The organism is Gabonibacter massiliensis (genome assembly GCA_001487125.1).
Taxonomy (GTDB): Bacteria; Bacteroidota; Bacteroidia; order Bacteroidales; family Marinifilaceae; genus Gabonibacter; species Gabonibacter massiliensis.
Window position 1 is genome coordinate 918,062 of sequence record LN913013.1, and the last position, 23,677, is coordinate 941,738.

Sequence of the window (23,677 nt, forward strand, 5' to 3'; positions counted from 1 at the left end):
AAAAATAATAACATTCTCTTTAAGAAACTTTTAATTTACCGGTGTTATTTTTATCTCGTAATTAGAACGGAAATGGACCAAATACAATCCACGATTCTCCATCCCGCCCCCAGGTAACATTTTGAACTTAAACCTCGTGAATAAAGCCTCCTCATCCTCCGTTCCCAGATGACCTAATACCTGCCTGCCGTAATCAGCGACCTGTTTCATAAAAAACAATCCGATATCAAAAGCTCGATTCACAATCGGGGTAGGTTCCGAGTAAAAATATTTCCGGTGTTGTTCTGCAAACTTCCGGGCTGGTTCCGACTGATAATCGACATAACTATTCATAAACAACTTCACATTCAGTTTAAAGAACACATCATCTCCCAATGTCGTAAACTTCAACCAATCCGGAAAACCCACAACCGTTACCTTATAACTATCGGGCAAAGCCGATAATACCGGTAATACCCGGCTCGCCGCAGCTTCATTAACCGTAGGAAACAAAATAATATTCTCCGTATGCGGTTTCAAAAGCATTTTCAGCGAATCTACCGTTATACTCGAACTCCAATTTATCGTTTTCATCTCCATATCCGGTTGCAACCGATATCTTACCAAATACGGCAATTGACTCTCCTCCGAATTGGCGGAAACCCCGGACGGACGAATAACCACAAGATTAGCTCCGATACTATTTTTCACGACCCAATCAGCCATATTTTCAAGCAATGTCGTTGTAGAGGTATTCACCTGAATAAAATTCGGGAAACGCCCCAATCCCTCCGTACGGGCAGATAAAGGATATACCATGGGTATGGACTTATCATACAACTGATCCGCCACGACTTGAAAAGTATTGGCATACACAGGCCCCAATATCAATTGGGGATTGAATCGATTCAACTCGTTAGCTATCATCCGTGCCTTACCCGGATCCCGTTCCGTGTCGAACACCTGAAGATCTACCGAATATCCCGCTTTTTTTAAACTATCGACAGCCATTAATATCCCTTCATAAAACTGTACAAAAGGTTCTGACTTCGAATATAAATTCCATTTCTCTTCTTGCTGGTCGACCGCCAGAGAGTCCAATACAACAGGTTTCTCTTCAGGATATTGATTATTATTCAAATAGAAAGGCAAAAGCAAAGCCACTCTTACCTGATAGGAAAAGACCGGACGTTCCGCGTAAGTCGATACCGGGTGCTGTACCTCCTCTTCTATCCTCTTTATCTCCAGATCGACCTCATCTTTCACGGTTTGAGCAGCAACCCGTAAGGCCTCCACCTCCGCTTCCTCCCTGACTTGCCTGTCCTCCCATGCCAATTCAGCATTCAAAACATCCTTATCTATCTGTTTTAAAGTCAAACGAACAACTGAACCCGTCGGAATAGGATCTTTTTCGTTGTATTCCGGATTATCTTTCAGTATACGTTTCAAACGGATCCCAAATTTACGGGATAAAGAGTACAGAGTCTCTTTGGGTTTGATCTTATGATAATAAAATTGGTTATCCAAACGTTTAAAAGGCTCCACGTAAGGAATCTTTAATATTTCATGAATAGTCAAATTATTGTCTTTTTTCTCATTCAGCACCATCACTTCCTCCACGCTAACCTCATAAGCCTTGCAAATGGAAAACAAAGTCTGGCCGGGTTCCACCGTATGCAGGTAATATGTTTTTCCTTTCCATACGACCATCTCTTTAGAACGCTCAATCTTTACGTCTTGCGCTTTTACACCTCCTATCCACCCAAGAAAAACAAGCAACAATACAATTCTGATCATATTATTATTTCATTTACAATAAACAATCCTTTCATAAAGGGGAACCTCGTTTTACAAAATACCAAAATCCCTTTTCATAGCAAAAATAGTAAAATAGTAATAGATAATTGAAAAATCTCTGCTATTTTTGCCAGGGAAAGAGATCAATCCATCATTCTGAGTAAAAAAATCGGAAAGATGAAATATTCAAACACGTAAAATTTTATGAGTGTATTCAATACGAAAAAAATCATATTCTGGGGCATCAACCTGCTGGTAGCCGTGTCACTTCTTTTTCTTATCGGTTACGTTGTTCTCCAACGTTTAGACAGCTATACTCTGCACGGTCAATACATTTCCGTACCTGATCTACGAGGACTCACGCCTTCGGAGGCCGCACCGTTTCTTCAAGAAAAAAATTTATTCGCCGTCGTTATCGACTCTATCTACGACGATCACGCGAAAGCGGGAACTGTCGTCGAGCAATTTCCGTCTCCCGAATCCAAGGTAAAAAACAGCCGGACCATTCAACTCACCATCAATGCCAACGCTCCGGAAAAGTTGATTTTCCCGAATCTAAAAAACACGGCATTCAGACAGACCATTCAAAAGTTAAAAAATATCGGTTTTAATATCGGCCGACTAAAATATACCTCCTCCAATTTTAAGAATCTGGTATTGGGTTTCATGTACAAGGAGGAACCTATCGAACCCGGAGATATTATCCAGAAAGGAGAGAGTATCGATATCATATTAGGGGATGGGAATACAAGTAATAACCAGATTTTCATCCCGAATTTACGGGGCAAAACCTTAGAAGAGGCCAAAACTCTTATTCTTTTCTCTTTCTTAAATTTAGGAGAGGTTATTACAGATGAAACCATTCGTACCCCCCAAGATCGACTTGAAGCTTTTATCTACCAACAAACGCCGGATATCGAAGAACATCCTAAGATTACCTTAGGAAGTTACCTAACGGTTTATTTGACAAAAGATCAGGAAAAATTAGCTGTACAGGATTCTCTTTCCATTGAAACACAAGAAGAATGATCGAAGAAATTGAAGATATAGACGAACTGAACGAAGAGGAAGAACAAGCACAAGGGTTATTCGAACATTTTCGTTTGGAAGCAGATTCCGGACAGGCCCTTTTACGAATCGACAAATTCTTAGTAGACCGGATTCCCAATGCCTCACGTACTAAAATACAAGATGCCGCCGAAGCGGGTAATATATTGGTAAACGGGAAACCTGTAAAACCCAACTACAAGATAAAACCCAAAGAGGTGGTTTCGGTGATGATGTCTCATCCGAAAAGAGAGATCACGATCATTCCCGAAAACATTCCACTCCATATTGTTTACGAGGACGATGACCTGCTAATCATAAATAAAGCACCCGGTATGGTAGTACACCCCTCTTTCGGCCATTACACGGGCACGTTGGTCAATGCCTTGGCCTGGCATTTAAAAGACAATCCTCTTTTTAAAGAAAATGACCCCCGACCGGGACTTGTTCACCGGATAGACAAAGATACTTCCGGACTATTGGTCATTGCCAAGACAGAAGAAGCCAAAACAAAACTCGCTTTACAGTTTTTCAATAAAACTTCCGACCGGAAGTACGTCGCCGTCTGTTGGGGCAATTTAGAAGAAGATAACGGTACGATCATCGGCAATATCGGCAGGAATCTTTCCAACCGGAAAATCATGGGCGTTTTTCCCGAAGGCAGTGAATACGGCAAACACGCCGTCACCCACTACCGTGTGCTGGAACGTCTCGGATATGTAAATGTCATTGAATGCGTACTTGAAACCGGAAGGACCCATCAAATCCGGGCTCATTTCAAGCATATCAGACATCCGTTATTCAACGACCCGGAATACGGCGGCAATGAAATACTGAAAGGAACGACTTTCAGCAAATACAAACAATTCGTACAAAACTGTTTTGCCATTTGCCCTCGTCAGGCTTTACATGCCAAAACCTTGGGGTTCATTCACCCGACGACGGAAAAATACATGGCCTTTGATTCGGAAATTCCGGACGACATGCAACAACTCATCTCCAAATGGAGAAACTACGTTATAAACAGAGAGCCGGAAGAGTAGTCTTCCTTCTCTCAAGGGCTGTTAAACAAATATATACTTCAATATAAACAATAAGGATAAAACATACATGACCGGATTCAGGTCACGATACCTTCCGCTCAACACTTTCAAAAAAGTATAAGACAACATTCCCAGAACGATCCCCTCGGCAATGGAATAAGTCAAAGGCATCATAAGTATCGTAATAAAAGCAGGAAGTACTTCTGTCATATCTTCGAAATCAACCTTCCCCACGGCATCGAACATAAATACGCCTACTATTACCAAAACTCCGGCCGTCGCCACACTGGGAACCAACAAAAAAAGAGGTGCAAAAAAGAGAGAGACTAAAAAAAGCAAGGTGACCGTAAAAGCCATAAGTCCGGAACGTCCTCCTTCCGCAATTCCTGCCGCACTCTCGGCATAGGTTGTCGTTGTAGAGGTTCCCAATACGGCTCCGGCCGTCGTTCCTATCGCATCAGCCAACAACGCTTTTTTTATACGGGGAATTTTTCCGTCGGGCTCCACCATTCCCACCTTGTTAGCCGTCCCTACAAGAGTTCCCAATGTATCAAATATATCCATAAAAATCAACGAGAATATGGCAATCAACATATCGGGATCCCATAATGCATGAAAATCAAATTTAAGAAACACGGGCTCAAGAGAATGCGGTAAAGAAACCGGAGAAAAGTTTTCCGGGATCCGAGTAATACCCAGAGGAATTCCGATCAAAGTACAGACCAATATCACGTAAAAGAGAGCACCTTTCACACGCCTGGCCAACAATACTCCTCCCAAAACAATACCCGTCATGGCCAATACGACCGACGGGGTAAACCTCCCCAACGCAAGAAAGGTAACCGGATCAGAGACCACAATCCCTGCATTTTTTAACCCGATAAAAGCAATAAACAAACCTATGCCCACGGAAATGGCCTGACGCAAACAGGCAGGGATAGCATTCACTATCATTTCACGCACATTAAAAAGTGTCAACCAAATAAAGACTATTCCCTCGATAAATACAGCAGCTAACGCTTGTTCCCAAGAAAATCCCATGACCTGTACCAAAGTATAAGCAAAAAAAGCATTCAGTCCCATTCCGGGAGCCAAAGCAAAGGGCAACTTGGCCAATACGGCCATTAACAAAGTAGCGACAGCCGCGGCTAATGCCGTTGCCGTAAAAACCCCACCTTTATCCATGGCAGCAGCAGACAGCATATCTGGATTTACTGCTAAAATATACGACATCGTCAAAAAAGTGGTCACTCCGGCCATTACCTCTGTCTTTACACGCATCGTACGCGGATCAAAACCGAATAATCGAGTCAACGTCTTCATAAGCACAATTAAAAAACGGTTATGCCTTTAAAAAGCAAAACCGTTTTGATTATCGTTCTTCCACCTATTATACATTAAACCGGAAATTCATCATATCGCCATCCTGCACGACATAATCTTTTCCCTCCACGGACATTTTTCCCGCCTCCTTGCATTTAGCCTCCGACCCGAAAGCAATAAAATCCTCGTATTTAATAACTTCCGCCCGAATAAATCCTTTTTCAAAATCAGTATGAATAATGCCGGCGGTTTGGGGTGCTTTCATTCCATTCTTAAACGTCCACGCCCTAACTTCCTTCGGTCCTGCCGTAAAATAAGTTCTCAGATTCAACAGCTTATAAGCCGTCCGGATCAATTTATTGACTCCTGCCTCTTCCAACCCCAAATCTTCAAGGAACATCTGTTTCTCCTCGTACGTTTCCAATTCGGCTATATCCGCTTCAATGGCCGCTCCAATCACCAAAACCTCCGCACCCTCGTTCTTCACGGCCTCTCGAACCGCCTCCACGTATTTATTACCCTTTACAACAGATACTTCGTCCACGTTGCAAACATATAAAATCGGTTTATTCGTCAATAACATCAGCTCCTTAGCAACCTCCTGTTGTAAGTCGGTCAATTTAACAGACCGGGCGGACTCCCCTCTCTCCAGTGCTTCTTTATAAAGATACAATACTTCCACAAGTCTTTTCGCGTAGGCATCTCCTCCGGTTTTCGCCCTTTTCTCCTCTTTCAACAATCGATTTTCAACCGTCTCCAAATCCTTCAACTGCAACTCCGTATCTATAATCTCTTTATCTCTTACCGGATCAACGCTTCCATCCACATGGACAATATTATCGTCATCAAAACAACGCAAAACATGAATTATAGCATCCGTTTCCCGAATATTAGACAAAAACTTATTCCCCAAACCTTCTCCCTTGCTGGCCCCTTTTACTAATCCGGCAATATCCACGATCTCGACCACAGCTGGTACTACATTTTGAGGTTGTACCAATTCCACCAATTTATTCAATCGCTTATCCGGCACAGTTATTACCCCTACATTCGGTTCTATCGTACAGAAAGGGAAATTAGCAGACTGGGCTTTCGCATTACTTAAACAATTGAACAAGGTCGATTTTCCCACGTTCGGTAAACCGACGATTCCACATTGTAGACTCATAATATATTATTATCAATTAATTATACATTAAATTAAAGCTATCGAGCAATAACAAGATCCTTCTCTCCTTCTGCTTGCGCGAGTCCGCAAAGATAATCAATTTTTAAGCTAAAGCAGCATCTTACCATACTTTCTGTCTTGTCTGTACATGGGTATGAATTGCTGAATTTACAATTAAAACCTTTACCGTACCGTTATATGAAAGCAGCCCTGTTTATACTCGTAACGGACGTAACATCTTTTTTGCTTACGTAAATCTCGGAGTACTTCGGCCAATACGGTTTTCAACTTATCCCTGGTCTCCGATTTCGCCCCTTTTCGCTTGTAACGAGCATAAGCGATATCAAAAGTAGTCCCGTATATATGAGCCGAATTAGAACTGGCATTCAGATTCTTCTTCTTCAATCGGTTAACGCTTGTTCCTGTCCTCAATACACTCGTAACAATAAGTTTATGTCCCGGAAGCTCTTTGGCACGAAGCGAATCTTTAAAATTCTCTGCAATTTTTTCCAGCAAATCATAAGCCTCCGGAACCAAATAAGGGATCGAATGGGTCAACTCATCCACATGATACAATCCGCAGGAAGAGATCTTTTTCAACTTTCTACTTGCTCTTTTAAATTCACCAGAAGAAGCAAGAGGCTCTATTCCCAAGCGCTTAGCAGCATCGATATGCCTATTATTCAAATCATTGAACGTACGGGAATAATTTCTAAAATATACAAAAGGCCTTTTCGTTTTTTTCTCTCCGCACGAAACGAGCACGCACGAAACGAAATACATAAAAATAAACAACCTGTATACCTGCATCGCTCCACGTTATTTTTCCGGTTCTACATGCACCGCAACATGCGTGCGGGGACCGTATTTCTTTCGCAGACGCTCTTCGATTCCCGTTGCAATCATATGAGCCACCCTCACCGTCAATTCACCGTTGACACGTACATGAATCTCTATGGCGAAATCATTTCCTATACGACGCGTTCGCAAATTATGAGGGTCCTTTATCTGCACATCTTCACTTATAACGGTCAAAATTTCTTTTTCCACTTCTTCCGGGAGAGAGCGTTCCAATAAATCGTTCAAAGCGGGAGTCATCAACTGAATTGAAACTTTTATTATAAAAATACTCACGACAACCGCAGCAACCGGGTCTAAAACATGCCACTCTTTTCCTAAAAAAATAGCTCCGCCAATGCCCAAAGCCGTTCCGATTGAGGAAAATGCATCCGAACGATGATGCCAGGCATTAGCGACGACAGCCTGACTATTTACTTTTTTCCCCACCGAAAGGGTATAACGATATAAAATCTCCTTTAAAACAATCGAAACAATAGCCGCTATTAAAGCGATCCTATCCGGACTGCCAATCTCCTCCCCCCTCGTCACGGCCAAAATACGATTCAACCCGTTCCAAAAGATACCGGTCCCGACCAATAACAATATCAACCCGATAATCGTTGTCGCCAACGTTTCGTATTTTCCATGTCCGTAATCATGTCCCTCATCTTTCGGCTTTGCGGAGACCTTCACGAAAAAGAGAACAACCACATCCGTCGCGAAATCGGATAAAGAGTGTACGGCATCCGCTATCATAGCACTACTCTTCCCCCATATTCCGGCAATAAATTTAAAAGCCAATAATAAAAAATTTACAACAGAACCTATGATTGTTACCCGATAGATCTCTTTTTCCCGATTTTTCTCATCCATCTCCTGTCAAATAATTTTGAACAAAGATAAAAATAATAGCTCATTTACTTAAAAACGATTCCATGTTTTTCCTCTCTTTATAATCCTGCTTCAATTCTCGTAATCCAAAGAATAAGGATACTACTTTAGAGACGAAAGCAGTTTACAAAGCACTTTTAAGTTGCATTTTATAAACAACATCGACGATTCGTCCAAAAGAAGTAGCTGAAGTATATAACGGGACAAGACCTGTCATAATAGAATCGGAAGAGGCGTCCAGAACCATGAAGGTCCCATTTTCCAACCCTACCCCGATCCGGGTATTCGTCCGGTCTGTCACGTCCGAATTATAAGCTATCGAACATACCGGACTATCAAATAGATATACTTGCCTGATATCATTAGAAACAGGATCATAACAATATAACCCCCGCTGGTCCATACCACCCGAAAAAAGCAAATACCCACGCTTAGGCAAAAGGGTCATTACATTTCTTCCATCCAAAAGATCCGGATGTTTGAATTTCACCGCATAGGGATTTATAATTTCCCGATCAAGGGTAACAGAAAAAGTTTGGACAATCACCTCATCATTCCGTCGCAACAGTACTAAAAATCCACAACTCTTGTACTCCTCGCTCAAATAGCCTATATACGACAGGTCTACTCCGGAAGGTAATCCCGTGATATCCATAAATGCGGCCGGTCTTTCCTCCCTATAATATAATTTTTCAATACGAGTCGCATCTTTTCCAGCATCAGAAATCCACAAAAATCTTCTATGCCGTCCATCGTACAACAAAAAGAAAGGGACCTTTTGATAATCGGTAAGCACCAACCGATCGACCTGAAGCTCTTCTCCCCCGTAAGCCGCTCTAAATTGCATAAAAGCTCCACTATGCAATATTTCATTCGTCAAATACTTCCGAAAATACAAACCGCCATCTTCACTAAGCAAATAACCCGACCAAATCCCGTGAAGCGCATCCTTAATGACAAAACCCGGCGGATAATTTTTTTCAAGAAACTCATCCCGCGTATGCATCACCTTCCGGAAAGAGACGTCGTTTAATTCCACACACCCCTGTCCGCCTCTCTGCATGACCATCACTTCCCCGGCCGCCTCCGAATAATCACTCCCCGGCCAATGTTCTCGTAACTTTACCGGGGAACTTCCCAACACATCCCCGTTTTCGACCTCATACACATCCGGATAGGCCGTATACTCCGTCCCTTTTCCCCGACTCCTCTCCTGAATAAACGAAAGATGGGAAATCTGATCCTTTTCGGATAATATCATCCATCCTTTATTGTAACGGGACGTCACCCGCAACATAAACTCCTTAACATACTCAATACCATTGACGCTGTCCTTAACGCTAAAATAGCATTCAAACTCTCCGATCGTATCAGCCAGATAACGCAAATCCTGCTGATTACCTATTATTTTACCCCTTTGGATCTTCCATCGATAAGCCCAATGCTTCGGAGCCATCGTATCGTAACTATAACAAACTTCCGGTTTTATCTCCAATATTTCCCCCGCATTCTTTTGATAAAGGGCCGAGATTCCCCGAATGACGATTTCGTTGACGGGAACATAGTCATCATTTCCTTTATCCTTGTAACAACCATACAAGAGACAACATATCCCTATTCCTAAAACAATTTTTCTCATTACACGCTTACACTTACCGTTTTATACATGGGGCCGTTTTCATCTTGAATAATATTCCCCTTTTCTGCCTCTTCAATAAGTTTATACTTGAACTGAACCGCCAGAGAACGTATTCTGTTTTCGTCCAGTCCTGTCAAATCGCCTACCCCGGTAATTTCCATGAAAACATCCAATTTTTTCTCCGTATAAGGTCCCAAATATTCGTCCGTAATCTTATCATTCCACCACAACGGCCTTGATTTTAAAGCAGAAAATCGAATGATCTTTTTCCGGTAAGGCATATCCCCCGGTAAAAAGTTTTCATTCCCCACGACTTTCAAAACCAAACGGACAACTCGGGTCTCCAATTTAGGCGAATAGTGCAAAACCACCTGAAAAGAAGAATCTTCAACCTCCCCCGCCTTCCATTTCCACTCCGGCAAAGTATAATCGGTAATTTCCGCCGTCGAAGACTCGTCCGCTTCAATCACGAATGTTTTATCTTCAGTCAGCAAATCTCCGGAGACCTTCAAATGAACCGGGATACTCAACACTTCCGTATTCGGATGAAAATAAAACGATACCTCGACGCTATCCCGATCGTAACGTCCGGCAAAATAGACATAATTCTTTCCGCCGAACATTTTCATTTCGGACTTACCACAAGAACAAGAAACAAGAATCCACAAACCGATCCATCCTATTTTCCGCATTTTCATCATATATTAGTCTCTACCTCCGGAAGAGGAAATACAAAATTCTTCGACATTCCATAGGTCTTACCATCAACCGTAATATTCCGATTCAGTCTTTTATACATATAGAACAACTGTCCTTCAGCCGTATACTCTTTGCGGGCATCCCACAGTAGTTCGCGATAAAGCCGCTCCTTACTCCCCAAGGAGAGTTCCCGTCGGGATCCCCGGCAAAAGCGTAAATAGGCGAACACCGCCTTTGCTCTCTCTTCTCCGACCAAATCATATACACATTCGATATAGATATGATACAATTCACTCAGACGCAATACGGGTATCAATTTATTGTTTAAGCGATAAGCCGGAGGAGCCACGTAAAAATACTTACCACATACGTCCCTATCCTTTCGTTTAACCACCAAACTTTCGCCCACCCTCACGTCATCCGGATCCTCATCCCGGAGCTCTTCTCGATCTTTCAAAAAAAGATAGGAGTAAGAGGTACGCCCCTCATCATTCAAAGCTCCGTATATATCAACCAATTTATTATTATACAGTCCGAAAATAACATCATCATATAGTTTTAAATTCCCCTTTTTAGCTTCCGACGGTTCTGAAAAATAAAAGAGAGAAGAGTAAATCATTTTCTCCGCCTCTCTCATCGCCGACGCCTTATCTCCCTGATAGAGATACACCCGGGCCAATACCCCGCATATAGCATAATAATTTAACCGATACCCCCTAAAAGACAGGAAATCGCTTACCCCGGCCAATTTCGAATCTCCTAAACGACAATCCACCAACATTATCTGAGTTTGGTAAAGGGTATCAAACGAAGCTGTCAACCTTTTGGCTTTTTCCAAATCCCGGATGACTTTCTCCAACACCTCCTCCGTTGTTAAACGAGGAAAATTAACAGAGGGGGCCTGATCACAATAAGGCACCCGCTTTTCTCCACTATGAACGAGAGGAGCCGGAGCAAAAAGCCGTAATATATCGAAATGAAGAAAAGCCCGAATAGCCAATGCTTCTCCCTCTATCAATCGCCTCTCCAACTCCCCGCCTCCATCCCTAAACAAAGATGAATCTGCCTTTTCTACCCGTTTTAGAAGGGTGTTGCAATTGGCTATCAAATGATAGGCATTTATCCATAGCGTATCCAATCTCGGCCGAACGGTCGCGTGAGAATAATTGTAATCATCCGCATCAATAACTACCCGATAACCGATATCATTGCAATTTTTCACGTCATAATACTGTGCCAACACATCGATGAAACCCCAGGACAACTCCTGGCCGTAAAGTGAAGCCCTGCTCATACCCTGATATATTCCGTTCAGAGAGTTCCGAAATCCTTCTGCATTCCGAAACAGATCATCCTCCGCCACCTCTCCGGCCGGAGTTACCTCGAACCATTTTTCACAAGAGGTAAACGCAAATACGATCAAAACAGCTATTATCCACAATACCGATTTCATTAAAAAGATATTTTTAAAGTAAGACTCATATTCCGGGCAAAAGGATAAGAGATACCTCTCTCTTCTTTTATGGAGGAGAAACGAAACACATCATTCATACTCCATTCCAGTCTCATGGTTTCTATTCCCAAACGTTCCGTCCCTATTCGATCCAAATCATATCCCAACGACACCGCATCCCAAGAGAGTACATTATAATCCTGACAGAAACGGGAAGTCGGCCGGGTTAACTCCCTATTCCGAATATCTTTTAAAAATGTTTTATCCCCCGGTTTACGCCATCTTTCCAACAAAACCCTACGATCTGCATTCTCTTCGGCAATATCTACATTTTCCACCTTTCGAACCAAGGTCTCGTTGTATCGCTGTCCTCCGAACTCATAAAGAAAAGAGGCGAATAATGTCCATCCCTTGTATTTTACATTAAACCCGAAAGCTCCGCGAACATCCGGTTCGTAATCTCCAATGACAACTTGTTCTCCGGACTTCCACTCCTGGGTCATCGTTCCTTGTCGACCAAGAAACAGCTCCTTCCCCGTGGAAGGATCGATTCCCAAAGAGCGCATTCCCCAAATGGCGGTTAAAGATCCCCCCTCCACGTATTTCAACAATGGACGGGTATATTTTAAATCACTCAGCCCCTCGTGATAGTCTCCATAGTACCCGTCAACTTTTCGATTATACTCTCTCAAGGCATCGGAAATCTTCATTATTCGATTCCGATTATGCGACAAATTACCGTACACATTCAAATGAATATCGGATTTATTTATCAAGTTTCCACTCAATGACAATTCGATTCCCCGATTCCGTACCTCTCCCAAATTATCTTTGTAAGAGGGAAAGCCGGAAGAGGCAGCAATCGTCACATCCGTAATCAAATCGCGCGTGCGACTATCGTAATAACTCAGATTACAAGCCAACACCCCCTTAAACAGTTCCAGTTCCATTCCGATATCCATCGTATTGGTCCGTTCCCATTTCAAATTAGGGTTTCCCAAAGTCTTCATCAAAACCCCGGAACCCGTTTTATACAGGTCATCCAAGGTCACCTCGTAAGTGGAGATGGCACAATAGGCGGGAAAATCCACTTTCCCCGTCTGCCCGTAACTCATCCTTACCTTCAGACGATCCACAGCAGACCATTTTTTCATAAAAGAGCAATGGTGCAGATTGATTCCCGCACCCAACGACCAAAAAGGGGCGAACCGTCTATTTTTTCCGAATTCGGAAGAACCGTCCACACGCCCGGCAACATCAAACAAATAGATCGAGCGATAAGCATAATTCAGACTCCCGAATACACCCAAAAGTCTTTTGGTCACCTCTCCCAACGTCGGTTTTACAACGACTTCCATGGCATAATTGGGAGAATGTAAATCCCCTGAAGCAAATCCCCGGTAAGCAGAAGATATATACTCAGTCCGGGAAGAACGAATATTTATTCCTACCGTCATATGAATATAATGTACCCCCACCGACCTGTCATAGGTTACCAAAGCATTCGTATTCCACTCCGGAGCTTTTCCCTTTCTTATGTCCAAATAGCCTTTCAATGTACTCTCCAGATTTACCGGTTTCAAGGAACGCGGATCCGTGAACTCCTCCCGCTCCGAAGTCCGGTGACTCACACTGATTCCTCCTTTAAAAGAGAGGTAATCATTCACGTACCAGTTTATATCGAAATTATTGATCCATTGATCATAATTCGAATAAGCAAAACTCTTTAAACCGGCTTCATAAAGAGGATTCAGTTTCAAGGGGCCGGAATGCCAATTTTGTAAATAAGGCAGATCGTCTCCTTTATCATCCCGATATTCGTCGTAAGGCAGCTGTTTCGTATAATCGCTAAATACCCCATAAGGGGAATCCTCCGACCGGACAGCGTAATAAGATATCCTGTTCCGAAGTTGCAAAGAACGATAACGAAAATCGAGGTTTAAACCTCCACCGGTCCGGGTCCGGAAAGAACCTTTCATAACACCGTTCTGTTGGTGATAAAGAAAGTCCACCCCCACCCGCAGGTTTCCGGTCTCCCCCTCCACAACCAGCGAGTGTTTATGATTGAAAACCGCACGTACCGGTTTCGACAGCCAATAGGTATCGACTCCTTTAGCCAATTGTTTCAACTTACTATTATACTCTGCAAGTCCCGCTACCTCAGAAGAGGCATTATCCGGTTCGAACAAACCTGCCAACCGTTCGGTTTCAATTTTTTCTGCCGCATGCATCAGATTATAATCAGACAAATCAGGAAACGCCACCTCCCCATTCATACGATAGCCGACATGCAATTTTCCCGGCCGTATTCCCCGAGTGGTAATAACGATAACACCATTGGCGGCCCTGGAACCATACATCGCCGTTGCCGCCGCATCTTTCAAAATCGTGATACTCTCCACCCGATCCATATCCATATCGTACACTTTCTGAATATCAATCTGAAAACCGTCCAAAATAAACGTCGGCAAATTGGAATTATTTTCCAAGGCCGACTTCGTCAAATCCTCCTTACTTAACTCCGTGACTCCTATACCCGACCGTCCCCTCACGTAAAGTTCCGGCAAGGTATTCGGGTCTGATCCCCATTCATTATTCCCATGGATTCGGAAAGAAGGTTCAAACGTCTGAATGGCACTCAAAAGATTGGTTTTTGAAACCCTCAGCAATTTATCTCCGGAAATAGTTGTGGAGTTTCCGGTAAAACTACCTTTCGCATAATTAGAATAACCGGTAATCACCACTTCATCTATCAATTCCGGATCATCTTCCAGAAAGACACTTATACCCGTTGTCCGCCCCTGAATAATCGGAATCCTTCGCGGTTTCATCCCGACAAAAGAAAAAAGAAGAACTCCCGCTTCACGAGGGTAAATATCCAACCGAAATCGCCCCTCTCGATCCGTGGAGACCCCGACAACAGTCCCATCCAACTTCACGGTTACTCCGGGTAAAGGAAGTCCGGAGATATCGTATACCCGACCGGAAATCTCCATTTTTTTTATCATCTCAGGCTCCATGGGAGTAATAATAATAACACGATTGACAAACTGAAAATCAAGTCCGGAATCTTTCAGGCAAAATTTCAATATATTCTCTATCGTCTCCGACCGGAAACGTTTGGTAACGGGAGGAAGTTCCCGAACTTGTTCGTGATTACATAAAAAACTGATTCCGCTCTTTTGCTTTATCTCTTCCAATACCTTTAAAATGGGGGTATCTTTAAAATCTGCACTTATTCTTATATTAGCGGGATGCCGAGCTTGAGCAAAAGTAAAACACGAAACAAATTGCAATAACAAGATCAGATACAAGACTTTATTCATACAGCAAAAATAGAGTAATCTATTCCATTTTAAAAACAAAACATGTTAAAAACAATAGGAAACATAAAAAAACTGCCGGAAAAAATTTTCCGGCAGTTTTTTCTATCATTGAAAAAAAATTACTTCTCAAACAATTTCCCGAATTCATCCATCGTTACCAACTGCTCCTCCAATTTTACACCTTCTTTCACGGTAGCGAAGATTTTGTTCTCCAAAGCTCTCTCGTACATATTGGCACGTTGCTTTTGATCTTCCAACAAACGAACGGCAAAACCGTCCAACTGTTCATTGGTCAGACCGTACAATCCGTATTGTTGCAATTGAGCTGCCGCAATCTCACGAGCCATTCCTTTCATATCCTCATCCTCTACCTTTATTTCGTACTCCTTAACCATAGCAGTCTTAATCAACTGCCACTTGAACTCCTCCCGATAAGAATCGAAGTCCTTCTCTACCGATTCGGGTGTCATCTCCCTGTTCGTAGCCACCATCCAACGTTTCAAAAAAGCTTCCGGCAAAACAACATCCTCATTCTTTTTCAGCATTTTATCGCGAGCATCCACAGAGAAACGATATTCACTATGTCCCTTAAACTGGTTTCCTAAATCTTCTTTTACTTTAGCGTGAAACTCCTCCACACTCTTTACCGCACCCTCTCCATATAATTTATCAAACAATGCCTGATTAACTTCCGCATCGACATATCTTTTTATCTCACTGACAATCAAACAGAAATCAGACTTAACTTTCTCGGCCTCCTCCTTGCTTACTCCCAACATGGCGGCAAAATCAGTCTTATTCGGATAAGCTTTTGCCGGATTGAAAATAACTTCACTTCCCGCTTTTGCCCCGATAAAAGCATTACGAGCCTCTTCGTCCTTCATATGATACACGGAAACAGAAGCATCCTCATTGCGAATTCCTCCCTCTTTCGGTTTCCCGTTTTCGTCCAATTCGATCAGCTCACCTTTCAAATACTCTGTCCCTTCAACAACATCAACGACCTCAAGACTTCCGCTATTTTTACAGATACTCTCGACCTGTTTGTCTATCATTTCATCATCAATCTTTATCGTATAATAAGGTACTTTCTCACGCTTGCTCAACTTCACATTCATCACGGGAGCCAATGCAATATCATAAGTAAATTCGAAATTCTCCTGATCCAAATTCAAATCCTGTCCTTCCGTTTCGTTAGGAAGCGGTTCCCCAAGCAAATTCAGTGTATTGTCTTGAATATATTTGGTCAGCCCTTCTCCTATCAATTTATTGATCTCCTCTATCAACACGGCCTTACCGTACATCTTCCTTATGATCCCAAAGGGAGTTTTACCTTTACGAAAACCGTCAATTACTGCTTTCTTCTGATACTCCTTCAATGCATCGTTCACGCGGGTAGCGTAGTCATCCTTATCTAATTGAACCTTAAGAGTTGCGTTAAGGTCATCGATCTGGGTTTGTGTTATATTCATACTTCTCTATGATAAATGATAATAATGATAAAACAAACAAAAAAGCCACCTAAATGAAGGCGGCCAGCTCTTTCTCAAGTGCGGGCGAAGGGACTCGAACCCCCACGCCTTGCGGCACTAGATCCTAAGTCTAGTGCGTCTACCAATTTCGCCACGCCCGCTTGCTAATTTGCGGTGCAAATATAGTGCTTTTTTATCAGTTCCAAAATTTTTAAACCTTTTTTTATTTTTTCCTTCTTAGTTCAAAATTCTTTCCCAAGTAGACGCGTCTCACTTCCGGATCTTCCGCCAATTGTTCCGCTGAACCCGATTGCAATATACGTCCGTCATACAGCAGATAAGCCCGGTCGGTAATACACAAGGTCTCCTGTACGTTATGGTCCGTAATCAAAATACCGATATTCTTCTCTTTCAATTTCTGTACTATGCTCTGAATGTCTTCCACGGCAATGGGATCGACACCGGCAAACGGTTCATCCAACAAAATAAATTTCGGAGAAATGGATAAAGCCCGCGCAATCTCCGTACGCCGACGTTCTCCCCCCGACAATTGGATACCTTTGCTTTTTCGAATATGCTGCAACCCGAACTCATCCAACATCTCTTCCAAACGTTGCTTTTGATAATCTTTCGGGAACTTACTCATCTCCAGTACGGCTTTGATATTATCTTCCACGCTCAGTTGTCTGAACACGGAAGCTTCCTGCGCCAGATAACCGACTCCCAGTTGAGCTCTCCGGTACACCGGCTCCGTCGTAATTTCCGTATCGTCCAAAAAAATACGTCCGCCATTCGGTTTGATCAAACCTACGATCATATAAAAAGAGGTCGTCTTTCCTGCCCCGTTCGGCCCTAACAACCCCACGATCTCCCCTTGCTCCACGTTTACCGAAACTCCTTTTACGACGGTTCTGCTTTTGTATTTTTTTACCAGATCCTCAGCCCTTAATTTCATATTATTCAGTTTTATCGCGCTAAGATAATTCTTTTCGACGTAAAAGTAAAAGCCGTCACCCAAAAATGATCAAAAGTGACAATTTGCCTATACGATAACTCTCCGTCAGAAATTCAAATGCAAGGAAAAATTAATGGCAAAATTATCCACGTCCTGCCTATCTTTATCCTTCCGATGAGTTATTCTCCACATGGCATCGATACGAATAAATCGAAATATATTTTCAACACCGAACCCAGCCTCTATATAAGGTTTCGAAACCGAAGACATTCCTTGGGGAAAGAGCAACAAAGCTTCCGTGTCGGGTCGGCTTCCGTTATTTTTATCGGACAAAGATCCCCACAACGCTTTTACCGTCGCCACCTCGCGCCACTTCAACCGCTTCATTAACGGAATTTTACTCAAGAAAAATCCCCGGAAATGATGTTCCCAGAAAACAGCTCCCCACAAATCCGAGGCAAACTCGTAGAAATTCATACAAGAAAAAGCATAAGGATCATAAAAATAGGTCGCATTTCCTTCATGCAATTTCAACAAAGGATAGGGAACTTTTCCGAATATTTTCCCTCCGGACAACATAACGTCGCTGTAACCTATCGGAGCAATCGTAAAATCATGTTTAACGGAAAGCTCCAAACGTTGATAATTGTATTGACTGTTAAAAACCCCTTTTACACCCGCGATCAAATCCATACTGACAATAGGGTATTTAGACCCCATAGACATCTTGTCGAAAGTCTTACGTACCACTACCTCATTTTTAGAAAAACGCAATCCCAAGCGGAATTGTGAGGTACGGATCTGGCTTACCTCCATACTATCCGGACGGAAAAAATCCACATAAGGGGTAGGAAACATCTGTCTGTACTCATAGGCAAAAGTATTGGTAAACCACGACCACCACTCTTTTTCATACCGTAAATCAAATTGATTGATAAGCGTCAATTTTTCATTATTACCCCGGGAGAAAATAGAACTTAAAATATTTCCGGTAGTGAAAGCATTTTCGCTCGCACCCAATTGAAGCACATCATGTTTACCCCCGATCGTCATTTTGGAAGTCGGCAACGTATTGAATACGATCTCCACACTCCCCCCACCTTTAAATTCATTGTCTTTCGTACTGTAAGCACCGTAACCGCTCAGGCGTATTTTCTTGCTGAATTCACTCGTGGTACGGGCTCCCAGCTGGAATCTTGCACCTTCCAGCTTATTAAAACTGAATAACTTATAATAAGGTCCCAACTCCACTTTTTTCACCGGATAATAACCGAACAGCACCGTATTGATCAAATCATATATGTTTTGATACAAAGGCACATTCTTTATCGAGTCTACCATATTATAGATATTCTGTTCCCGTTCGCTCAACTGATAAGGACGCACCGACTGCCAATAACTCTCATCATTCTTCAACACATCCTCACTCAATATCATATCATTATCCAACCTGGCAATTTCCGGCGGAATATCCTCGTTAATCCTTACATCTGAATAGTCGATTTGCCGGTGTCCCATAAAAGATATCAACTTAGAGGAATCCTTCATTTGCACGGTAAAATCCGCCATGATTTTGTCCTGTTTCAAAAACCAGGTCGAATCATTCACCAGCTCGTTGGTATTTTCAATCACCAAATCTCGAATCCAGTTTACATTTAATCCCTTTACCATACGCAAGGTAGCGGACTCCAAAGCCCAGGTCAAAGAATCGATATTGATCTCTCCGTCGAAAACCGGAATCGATTTTCCCTTGGGATGGAAACGAATCTTATATATCTTTCTCCCTTCCTTTTGAACACTATCCACCAAAAAATATTTATAATACATCAATCCGTGTTCACTTAAAGGACTGGCAAAGTTTACTTCAAAAATATTAATATAATTATCATACAGGTTCACGTTCACGTGCAGATGTCCCGTGAATTGGGCCAGGGTATAATCTTCTTCTATGCCCGATATACGACTGGCTTTTACAATTTCCCTGCTTAAGCGGGGATTTTTCCGATAATAATAGTCAGCTGAAGCTTCCGAAATCATAACGGGCAGATAAGCTTTACCCGTTATAACAGAGGTATCGATATATTGAAATATAAAGCCGAAATTCTTTTGCAGTTTTTTATTTTTAAACTCCGGTTTTATATTGGCCACGTCCAGTTCCATTTTGGTATAAGTGGAACAATGATAAGAGTCCTTCTCGGCCGGGTTGTTTCGTCTCTTATTTTTAGAGATATTACGCAAAATAGCGTGAGCAGGATTCTCCCCCGGAGTCACCATCACTTCTTCTAAATCCGTAACAACCGGTACCAGTTTAAAGTCCACCGTATTGAATGCCCCCGGCTTTATCTTTACCACCTGCCGCTCGTAAGAAAGATAAGCCGCCATAATCTCCGACACTTCAGCGCGGGTTTCAATTGTATAATATCCGTCAAAATCCGTGGTAATTCCGATCGTAGTTCCGACAAAAGAGATACTTACCAAAGGTAAAGGCTCTCCCGTTTTGGCATCGGTCACCCGTCCGCGTACTTTAGTTGTTTGTGCCGATAATTCGGTAATCCATAAAGACAAAAATAAAAATAGAATGAATTTTGCGCGTTTTATCATATTCAAAATCTCCCACTTTTAAATTTTTCATTGCCACCTTTAAAATCATGATCCCATCAAACCACCCCTTCGCGCAATATGTCATGTAAATGAACGATTCCCTTATAACGTAACTTCTCGTCAACAACGACCAGTTGAGTAATACTATTTTTTTCCATCAACCGATAGGCGTTATAAGCCAACTCCTCTTCAAAAATAGTCTTCGGAGACTTCGACATAATATCGTTTGCCGTCAATCCGTCGACATCTTCATATTTCTCCATCATTCTCCGTAAATCACCGTCTGTAATAATCCCTATTAGTTTCTCGTTTTCGTCCACAATAGCAACAGCTCCCAATCTTCCTTTCGACATCGCTAAAATCACCGGACGAATTCCCGCTTCCTTCTTGATACAAGGACGATTATTTTTATCAAAAACATCTGCGACCCTTAAATACAAACGTTTTCCCAAAGAACCTCCCGGATGATATTTAGCAAAATCCCGACTAGAAAAACTTCTGCAACCGATCAGACACATTGCTAATGCATCTCCTAACACTAATTGTGCCGTAGTTGAATTTGTCGGGGCTAAATTTAAAGGACCGGCCTCTTTTTCCACTTTTGCCTTCAAAACATACATCGCATTTTGTGCCAAAAAAGAATCGGTATTAGAGACCATGGCTATGATGTTATGATTACCTATATTCCGTATCAACGGGACGAGTACCTTTATCTCCGGAGTATTTCCACTTTTTGAAACGCAGATAACCACATCCTCCTCCCGGATCATTCCCAAATCACCGTGAATAGCATCAGCGGCATGCATAAATATAGCCTGAGTACCCGTTGAGTTTAGGGTCGCTACAATTTTCGTCGCTATGATGGCACTTTTACCGATACCGGTAACAATGACGCGTCCTTTGCTCTCGTAAATCAATTTTACGACAGCCTCAAAGTCTTTATCTATGTATCGGGACAGATTCTGAATAGCTTCGGCCTCATCCCGAATCACATTCAAGGCGATTGATTTTATGTCTACCATGCTCCTTTTCGTTTATTAATTTCAAAAAAACGAGTTTCAGCAAAAAAAAAATCAAAATTTATTGCACACTCGGTTTTTGTCTATAACTTTACTAAGGGCAAAAGTATTATTTTTTTACGATTGCCCCAAAAATGTGTAGGAATAGATTTATTATCGCCTATTTTGTTTGTACAAAAAAATTAAGTTATAAATTTGCACTCCCTCCTATGGAGGTGTGTAGAAATTTTTAATAAAATCATGGGATTGCAAATTGATTTACATGCTAAATTAAAAGAGTATTTCGGTTTTGATAATTTTAAAGGGAATCAGGAGCAGATTATTAAGAATGTACTGGCAGGAAACAATACTTTTGTTTTGATGCCTACGGGAGGGGGAAAATCTTTATGTTATCAACTGCCCGCTCTCATTCTGGAAGGGACAGCGATTGTAATCTCTCCGCTGATTGCTTTAATGAAAAACCAGGTGGATGCAATGCGCTCCTTTAGCGAATCTGAAGGCGTAGCTCATTTCATGAACTCTTCTCTCAGTAAAAACGACATATTAAGCGTAAAAGAAGACGTACTCAACGGCAAAACAAAATTATTGTATGTAGCTCCGGAGTCATTAACCAAAGAAAGTAATATCGAATTCCTCCGTAAAGTCAATATCTCTTTCTTTGCCGTGGACGAAGCACATTGTATCTCCGAATGGGGGCATGACTTCCGTACGGAATACCGGAAAATCCGTCCTATCGTGGAACAAATAGGGAAAGCTCCCATAATCGCCTTAACGGCAACGGCAACACCGAAGGTACAACACGATATTCAGAAAAACTTAGATATGCTGGATGCCCAAGTATTCAAATCTTCTTTTAACCGTCCTAATCTATATTACGAAGTACGACCGAAGATCGATCCGACAAAAGACATCATCAAATTTATTAAAAACAACGAGGGTAAATCAGGCATTATTTATTGCCTGAGCCGAAAAAAGGTAGAAGAACTGACAGAAGTCTTATGTGTGAACGGCATCAAAGCAGCCGCTTATCACGCGGGGATGGATGCGGCAACCCGGAGTATGAATCAGGATAAATTCTTAATGGAAGAGGTAAACGTCATTGTCGCAACGATCGCTTTCGGTATGGGCATTGACAAACCGGATGTCAGATTCGTTATCCACTACGATATACCCAAAAGTCTGGAAGGATACTACCAGGAAACCGGACGCGCGGGAAGAGACGGAGGAGAAGGTTATTGCCTGACTTTTTATAGTTATAAAGATATTCAGAAATTAGAAAAATTCATGCAGGGGAAACCCATTGCGGAGCAAGAGATAGGTAAACAACTTTTGTTAGAAACCGTCTCTTACGCGGAATCTTCCCTATGCAGGCGAAAAGTCCTGTTACACTATTTCGGTGAAACCTACGAGGAAGAAAATTGTGGTTCCTGCGATAATTGCCTGTTCCCCAAAAAAGAATTCGAAGGGAAAGAATATTTGATCGACGCTTTAAATACGATTCTGGAAGTTAAAGAGAAATTCAAGGTCGAGCATCTGGTAAATATTCTGATGGGAGAAACCGATTCTACTATAAAATCGTATCATCACGACGAACTGGAATCTTTCGGTATCGGTTCTGAAAAAACTCCCCAATTCTGGAATATGGTTTTCAGAAGAGCCTTAGTTAGCTGTTATATAGAAAAAGATATTGAACAATACGGTGTCATTAAATTAACTCAAAAAGGACACGAATTTTTAAAAGAACCTAAAGATTTTATGCTGATGGAAGATCATAATTTTGAAGAATCTGAAGAGAAACTTCAGGAAAAGGGGGGTGTTTCAGCGTTAGACAGCACATTATTTGCCATACTGAAAGATTTAAGAAAAAAGATAGCCAAGAAAAACAATCTGCCCCCTTATGTTATTTTCCAGGACCCGTCACTGGAAGACATGTGTATCAACTATCCGATTACCCTCGAAGAGTTAGCTAACATACAAGGAGTTGGAACAGGAAAGGCTCAAAAATATGGTAAGGAGTTCGTCGAGGTGATCAAACAATACGTGGATGACAACGAAATCGAACGGGCTCAAGATATGGTAGTTAAAACCGTCGCCAATAAATCCAAATTTAAGGTATACATCATACAAAATATCGACCGCCAAATCGATCTGGAAGACATCGCTTCCGCAGAAGGATTATCTTTTGAGGAATTAATCAAAGAGATGGAGGCTATTGTATTTTCAGGTACCAAATTGAACATCGACTACTATATTAACAAAATCCTCGATGAAGAGCAGCAACAGGAAATATTCGATTATTTCATGGAAGCCAAGAGCGACAATATCGGAGATGCTTATGATGAGTTCGACGGGGACTATGCGGAAGAAGACCTGAGGTTGATGCGTTTGAAATTCCATTCCAAACATGGAAATTAAACCAATAGAA

The 23,677-nt window shown here is 42.0% G+C and carries 16 protein-coding genes and 1 tRNA gene; 3 read left to right on the forward strand and 14 right to left on the reverse strand.

The features are described 5' to 3' along the window. Positions 1-30 precede the first annotated feature (30 nt). A complete protein-coding gene (locus BN3283_RS08145; protein ID WP_059026338.1) occupies positions 31-1,776 on the reverse strand; it encodes a LysM peptidoglycan-binding domain-containing protein in 1,746 nt (581 codons plus the stop codon). 204 nt (positions 1,777-1,980) lie between these two features. Here BN3283_RS08145 and BN3283_RS08150 point away from each other — a divergent pair, with 204 nt between their 5' ends. Next, the gene (locus BN3283_RS08150) at positions 1,981-2,805 is read left to right on the forward strand and encodes a PASTA domain-containing protein (RefSeq protein ID WP_059026339.1); all 825 of its coding nucleotides are present in this window, start codon (positions 1,981-1,983) and stop codon (positions 2,803-2,805) included. Then, positions 2,802-3,866 carry an RluA family pseudouridine synthase gene (locus BN3283_RS08155; protein ID WP_041504357.1) on the forward strand — a complete coding sequence of 355 codons (1,065 nt, stop codon included), beginning with the start codon at positions 2,802-2,804 and terminating at the stop codon, positions 3,864-3,866. The genes BN3283_RS08150 and BN3283_RS08155 overlap by 4 nt, the downstream gene beginning before the upstream one ends. Before the next feature lie 21 nt (positions 3,867-3,887). On the opposite strand, the gene BN3283_RS08160 is transcribed toward BN3283_RS08155, so the two are convergent. From BN3283_RS08160 to BN3283_RS08220, 13 genes are all read right to left on the reverse strand, one after another. Beyond that, a complete protein-coding gene (locus BN3283_RS08160; protein ID WP_059026340.1) occupies positions 3,888-5,189 on the reverse strand; it encodes an NCS2 family permease in 1,302 nt (433 codons plus the stop codon). Positions 5,190-5,256: 67 nt separating this feature from the next. Then, positions 5,257-6,357 (reverse strand): redox-regulated ATPase YchF, encoded by a 1,101-nt coding sequence (gene ychF, locus BN3283_RS08165; RefSeq protein ID WP_059026341.1) that lies wholly within the window; start codon positions 6,355-6,357, stop codon positions 5,257-5,259. Between the two features lie 183 nt (positions 6,358-6,540). Continuing rightward, positions 6,541-7,167 carry a DUF5715 family protein gene (locus BN3283_RS08170; protein ID WP_059026342.1) on the reverse strand — a complete coding sequence of 209 codons (627 nt, stop codon included), beginning with the start codon at positions 7,165-7,167 and terminating at the stop codon, positions 6,541-6,543. Positions 7,168-7,176: 9 nt separating this feature from the next. Continuing rightward, positions 7,177-8,070 (reverse strand): cation diffusion facilitator family transporter, encoded by an 894-nt coding sequence (locus BN3283_RS08175; protein ID WP_041504353.1) that lies wholly within the window; start codon positions 8,068-8,070, stop codon positions 7,177-7,179. A 142-nt stretch (positions 8,071-8,212) separates the two neighbouring features. After that, complete coding sequence (locus BN3283_RS08180; RefSeq protein ID WP_059026343.1) at positions 8,213-9,727, reverse strand: PKD-like family lipoprotein; 1,515 nt, start codon at positions 9,725-9,727, stop codon at positions 8,213-8,215. Further along, complete coding sequence (locus tag BN3283_RS08185; RefSeq protein WP_286137604.1) at positions 9,727-10,419, reverse strand: DUF4843 domain-containing protein; 693 nt, start codon at positions 10,417-10,419, stop codon at positions 9,727-9,729. The genes BN3283_RS08180 and BN3283_RS08185 overlap by 1 nt, the downstream gene beginning before the upstream one ends. Positions 10,420-10,424: 5 nt before the next feature. After that, a complete protein-coding gene (locus tag BN3283_RS08190) occupies positions 10,425-11,879 on the reverse strand; it encodes a RagB/SusD family nutrient uptake outer membrane protein (RefSeq protein ID WP_059026345.1) in 1,455 nt (484 codons plus the stop codon). Further along, complete coding sequence (locus tag BN3283_RS08195; protein WP_059026346.1) at positions 11,879-15,205, reverse strand: SusC/RagA family TonB-linked outer membrane protein; 3,327 nt, start codon at positions 15,203-15,205, stop codon at positions 11,879-11,881. Before BN3283_RS08195 ends, BN3283_RS08190 begins: the two co-directional genes overlap by 1 nt. 119 nt (positions 15,206-15,324) lie before the next feature. Next, the gene (tig, locus tag BN3283_RS08200) at positions 15,325-16,677 is read right to left on the reverse strand and encodes a trigger factor (RefSeq protein WP_059026347.1); all 1,353 of its coding nucleotides are present in this window, start codon (positions 16,675-16,677) and stop codon (positions 15,325-15,327) included. A gap of 79 nt (positions 16,678-16,756) precedes the next feature. After that, positions 16,757-16,838 (reverse strand) — tRNA-Leu (locus BN3283_RS08205). Between the two features lie 62 nt (positions 16,839-16,900). Continuing rightward, positions 16,901-17,632 carry an LPS export ABC transporter ATP-binding protein gene (gene lptB, locus BN3283_RS08210; RefSeq protein WP_041504347.1) on the reverse strand — a complete coding sequence of 244 codons (732 nt, stop codon included), beginning with the start codon at positions 17,630-17,632 and terminating at the stop codon, positions 16,901-16,903. A gap of 105 nt (positions 17,633-17,737) precedes the next feature. Then, the gene (locus tag BN3283_RS08215) at positions 17,738-20,233 is read right to left on the reverse strand and encodes a DUF5686 and carboxypeptidase-like regulatory domain-containing protein (protein ID WP_059026348.1); all 2,496 of its coding nucleotides are present in this window, start codon (positions 20,231-20,233) and stop codon (positions 17,738-17,740) included. Positions 20,234-20,289: 56 nt separating this feature from the next. Then, complete coding sequence (locus BN3283_RS08220) at positions 20,290-21,255, reverse strand: KpsF/GutQ family sugar-phosphate isomerase (RefSeq protein ID WP_041504346.1); 966 nt, start codon at positions 21,253-21,255, stop codon at positions 20,290-20,292. A 237-nt stretch (positions 21,256-21,492) separates the two neighbouring features. Here BN3283_RS08220 and recQ point away from each other — a divergent pair, with 237 nt between their 5' ends. Then, positions 21,493-23,667, forward strand: coding sequence for a DNA helicase RecQ (gene recQ / locus BN3283_RS08225; RefSeq protein WP_059026349.1), 2,175 nt, complete (start codon positions 21,493-21,495; stop codon positions 23,665-23,667). Positions 23,668-23,677: the final 10 nt, after the last annotated feature.

Bases quoted from the DNA above. Each gene is read 5' to 3' on its own strand.
- BN3283_RS08190 (WP_059026345.1), bottom strand. From the start codon at position 11,879: ATGAAATCGGTATTGTGGATAATAGCTGTTTTGATCGTATTTGCGTTT.
- BN3283_RS08160 (WP_059026340.1), bottom strand. From the start codon at position 5,189: ATGAAGACGTTGACTCGATTATTCGGTTTTGATCCGCGTACGATGCGT.
- BN3283_RS08215 (WP_059026348.1), bottom strand. From the start codon at position 20,233: ATGATAAAACGCGCAAAATTCATTCTATTTTTATTTTTGTCTTTATGG.
- BN3283_RS08155 (WP_041504357.1), top strand. From the start codon at position 2,802: ATGATCGAAGAAATTGAAGATATAGACGAACTGAACGAAGAGGAAGAA.
- BN3283_RS08175 (WP_041504353.1), bottom strand. From the start codon at position 8,070: ATGGATGAGAAAAATCGGGAAAAAGAGATCTATCGGGTAACAATCATA.
- BN3283_RS08195 (WP_059026346.1), bottom strand. From the start codon at position 15,205: ATGAATAAAGTCTTGTATCTGATCTTGTTATTGCAATTTGTTTCGTGT.
- BN3283_RS08180 (WP_059026343.1), bottom strand. From the start codon at position 9,727: ATGAGAAAAATTGTTTTAGGAATAGGGATATGTTGTCTCTTGTATGGT.
- BN3283_RS08145 (WP_059026338.1), bottom strand. From the start codon at position 1,776: ATGATCAGAATTGTATTGTTGCTTGTTTTTCTTGGGTGGATAGGAGGT.
- BN3283_RS08185 (WP_286137604.1), bottom strand. From the start codon at position 10,419: ATGCGGAAAATAGGATGGATCGGTTTGTGGATTCTTGTTTCTTGTTCT.
- BN3283_RS08220 (WP_041504346.1), bottom strand. From the start codon at position 21,255: ATGGTAGACATAAAATCAATCGCCTTGAATGTGATTCGGGATGAGGCC.
- BN3283_RS08150 (WP_059026339.1), top strand. From the start codon at position 1,981: ATGAGTGTATTCAATACGAAAAAAATCATATTCTGGGGCATCAACCTG.
- recQ (WP_059026349.1), top strand. From the start codon at position 21,493: ATGGGATTGCAAATTGATTTACATGCTAAATTAAAAGAGTATTTCGGT.
- lptB (WP_041504347.1), bottom strand. From the start codon at position 17,632: ATGAAATTAAGGGCTGAGGATCTGGTAAAAAAATACAAAAGCAGAACC.
- ychF (WP_059026341.1), bottom strand. From the start codon at position 6,357: ATGAGTCTACAATGTGGAATCGTCGGTTTACCGAACGTGGGAAAATCG.
- BN3283_RS08170 (WP_059026342.1), bottom strand. From the start codon at position 7,167: ATGCAGGTATACAGGTTGTTTATTTTTATGTATTTCGTTTCGTGCGTG.
- tig (WP_059026347.1), bottom strand. From the start codon at position 16,677: ATGAATATAACACAAACCCAGATCGATGACCTTAACGCAACTCTTAAG.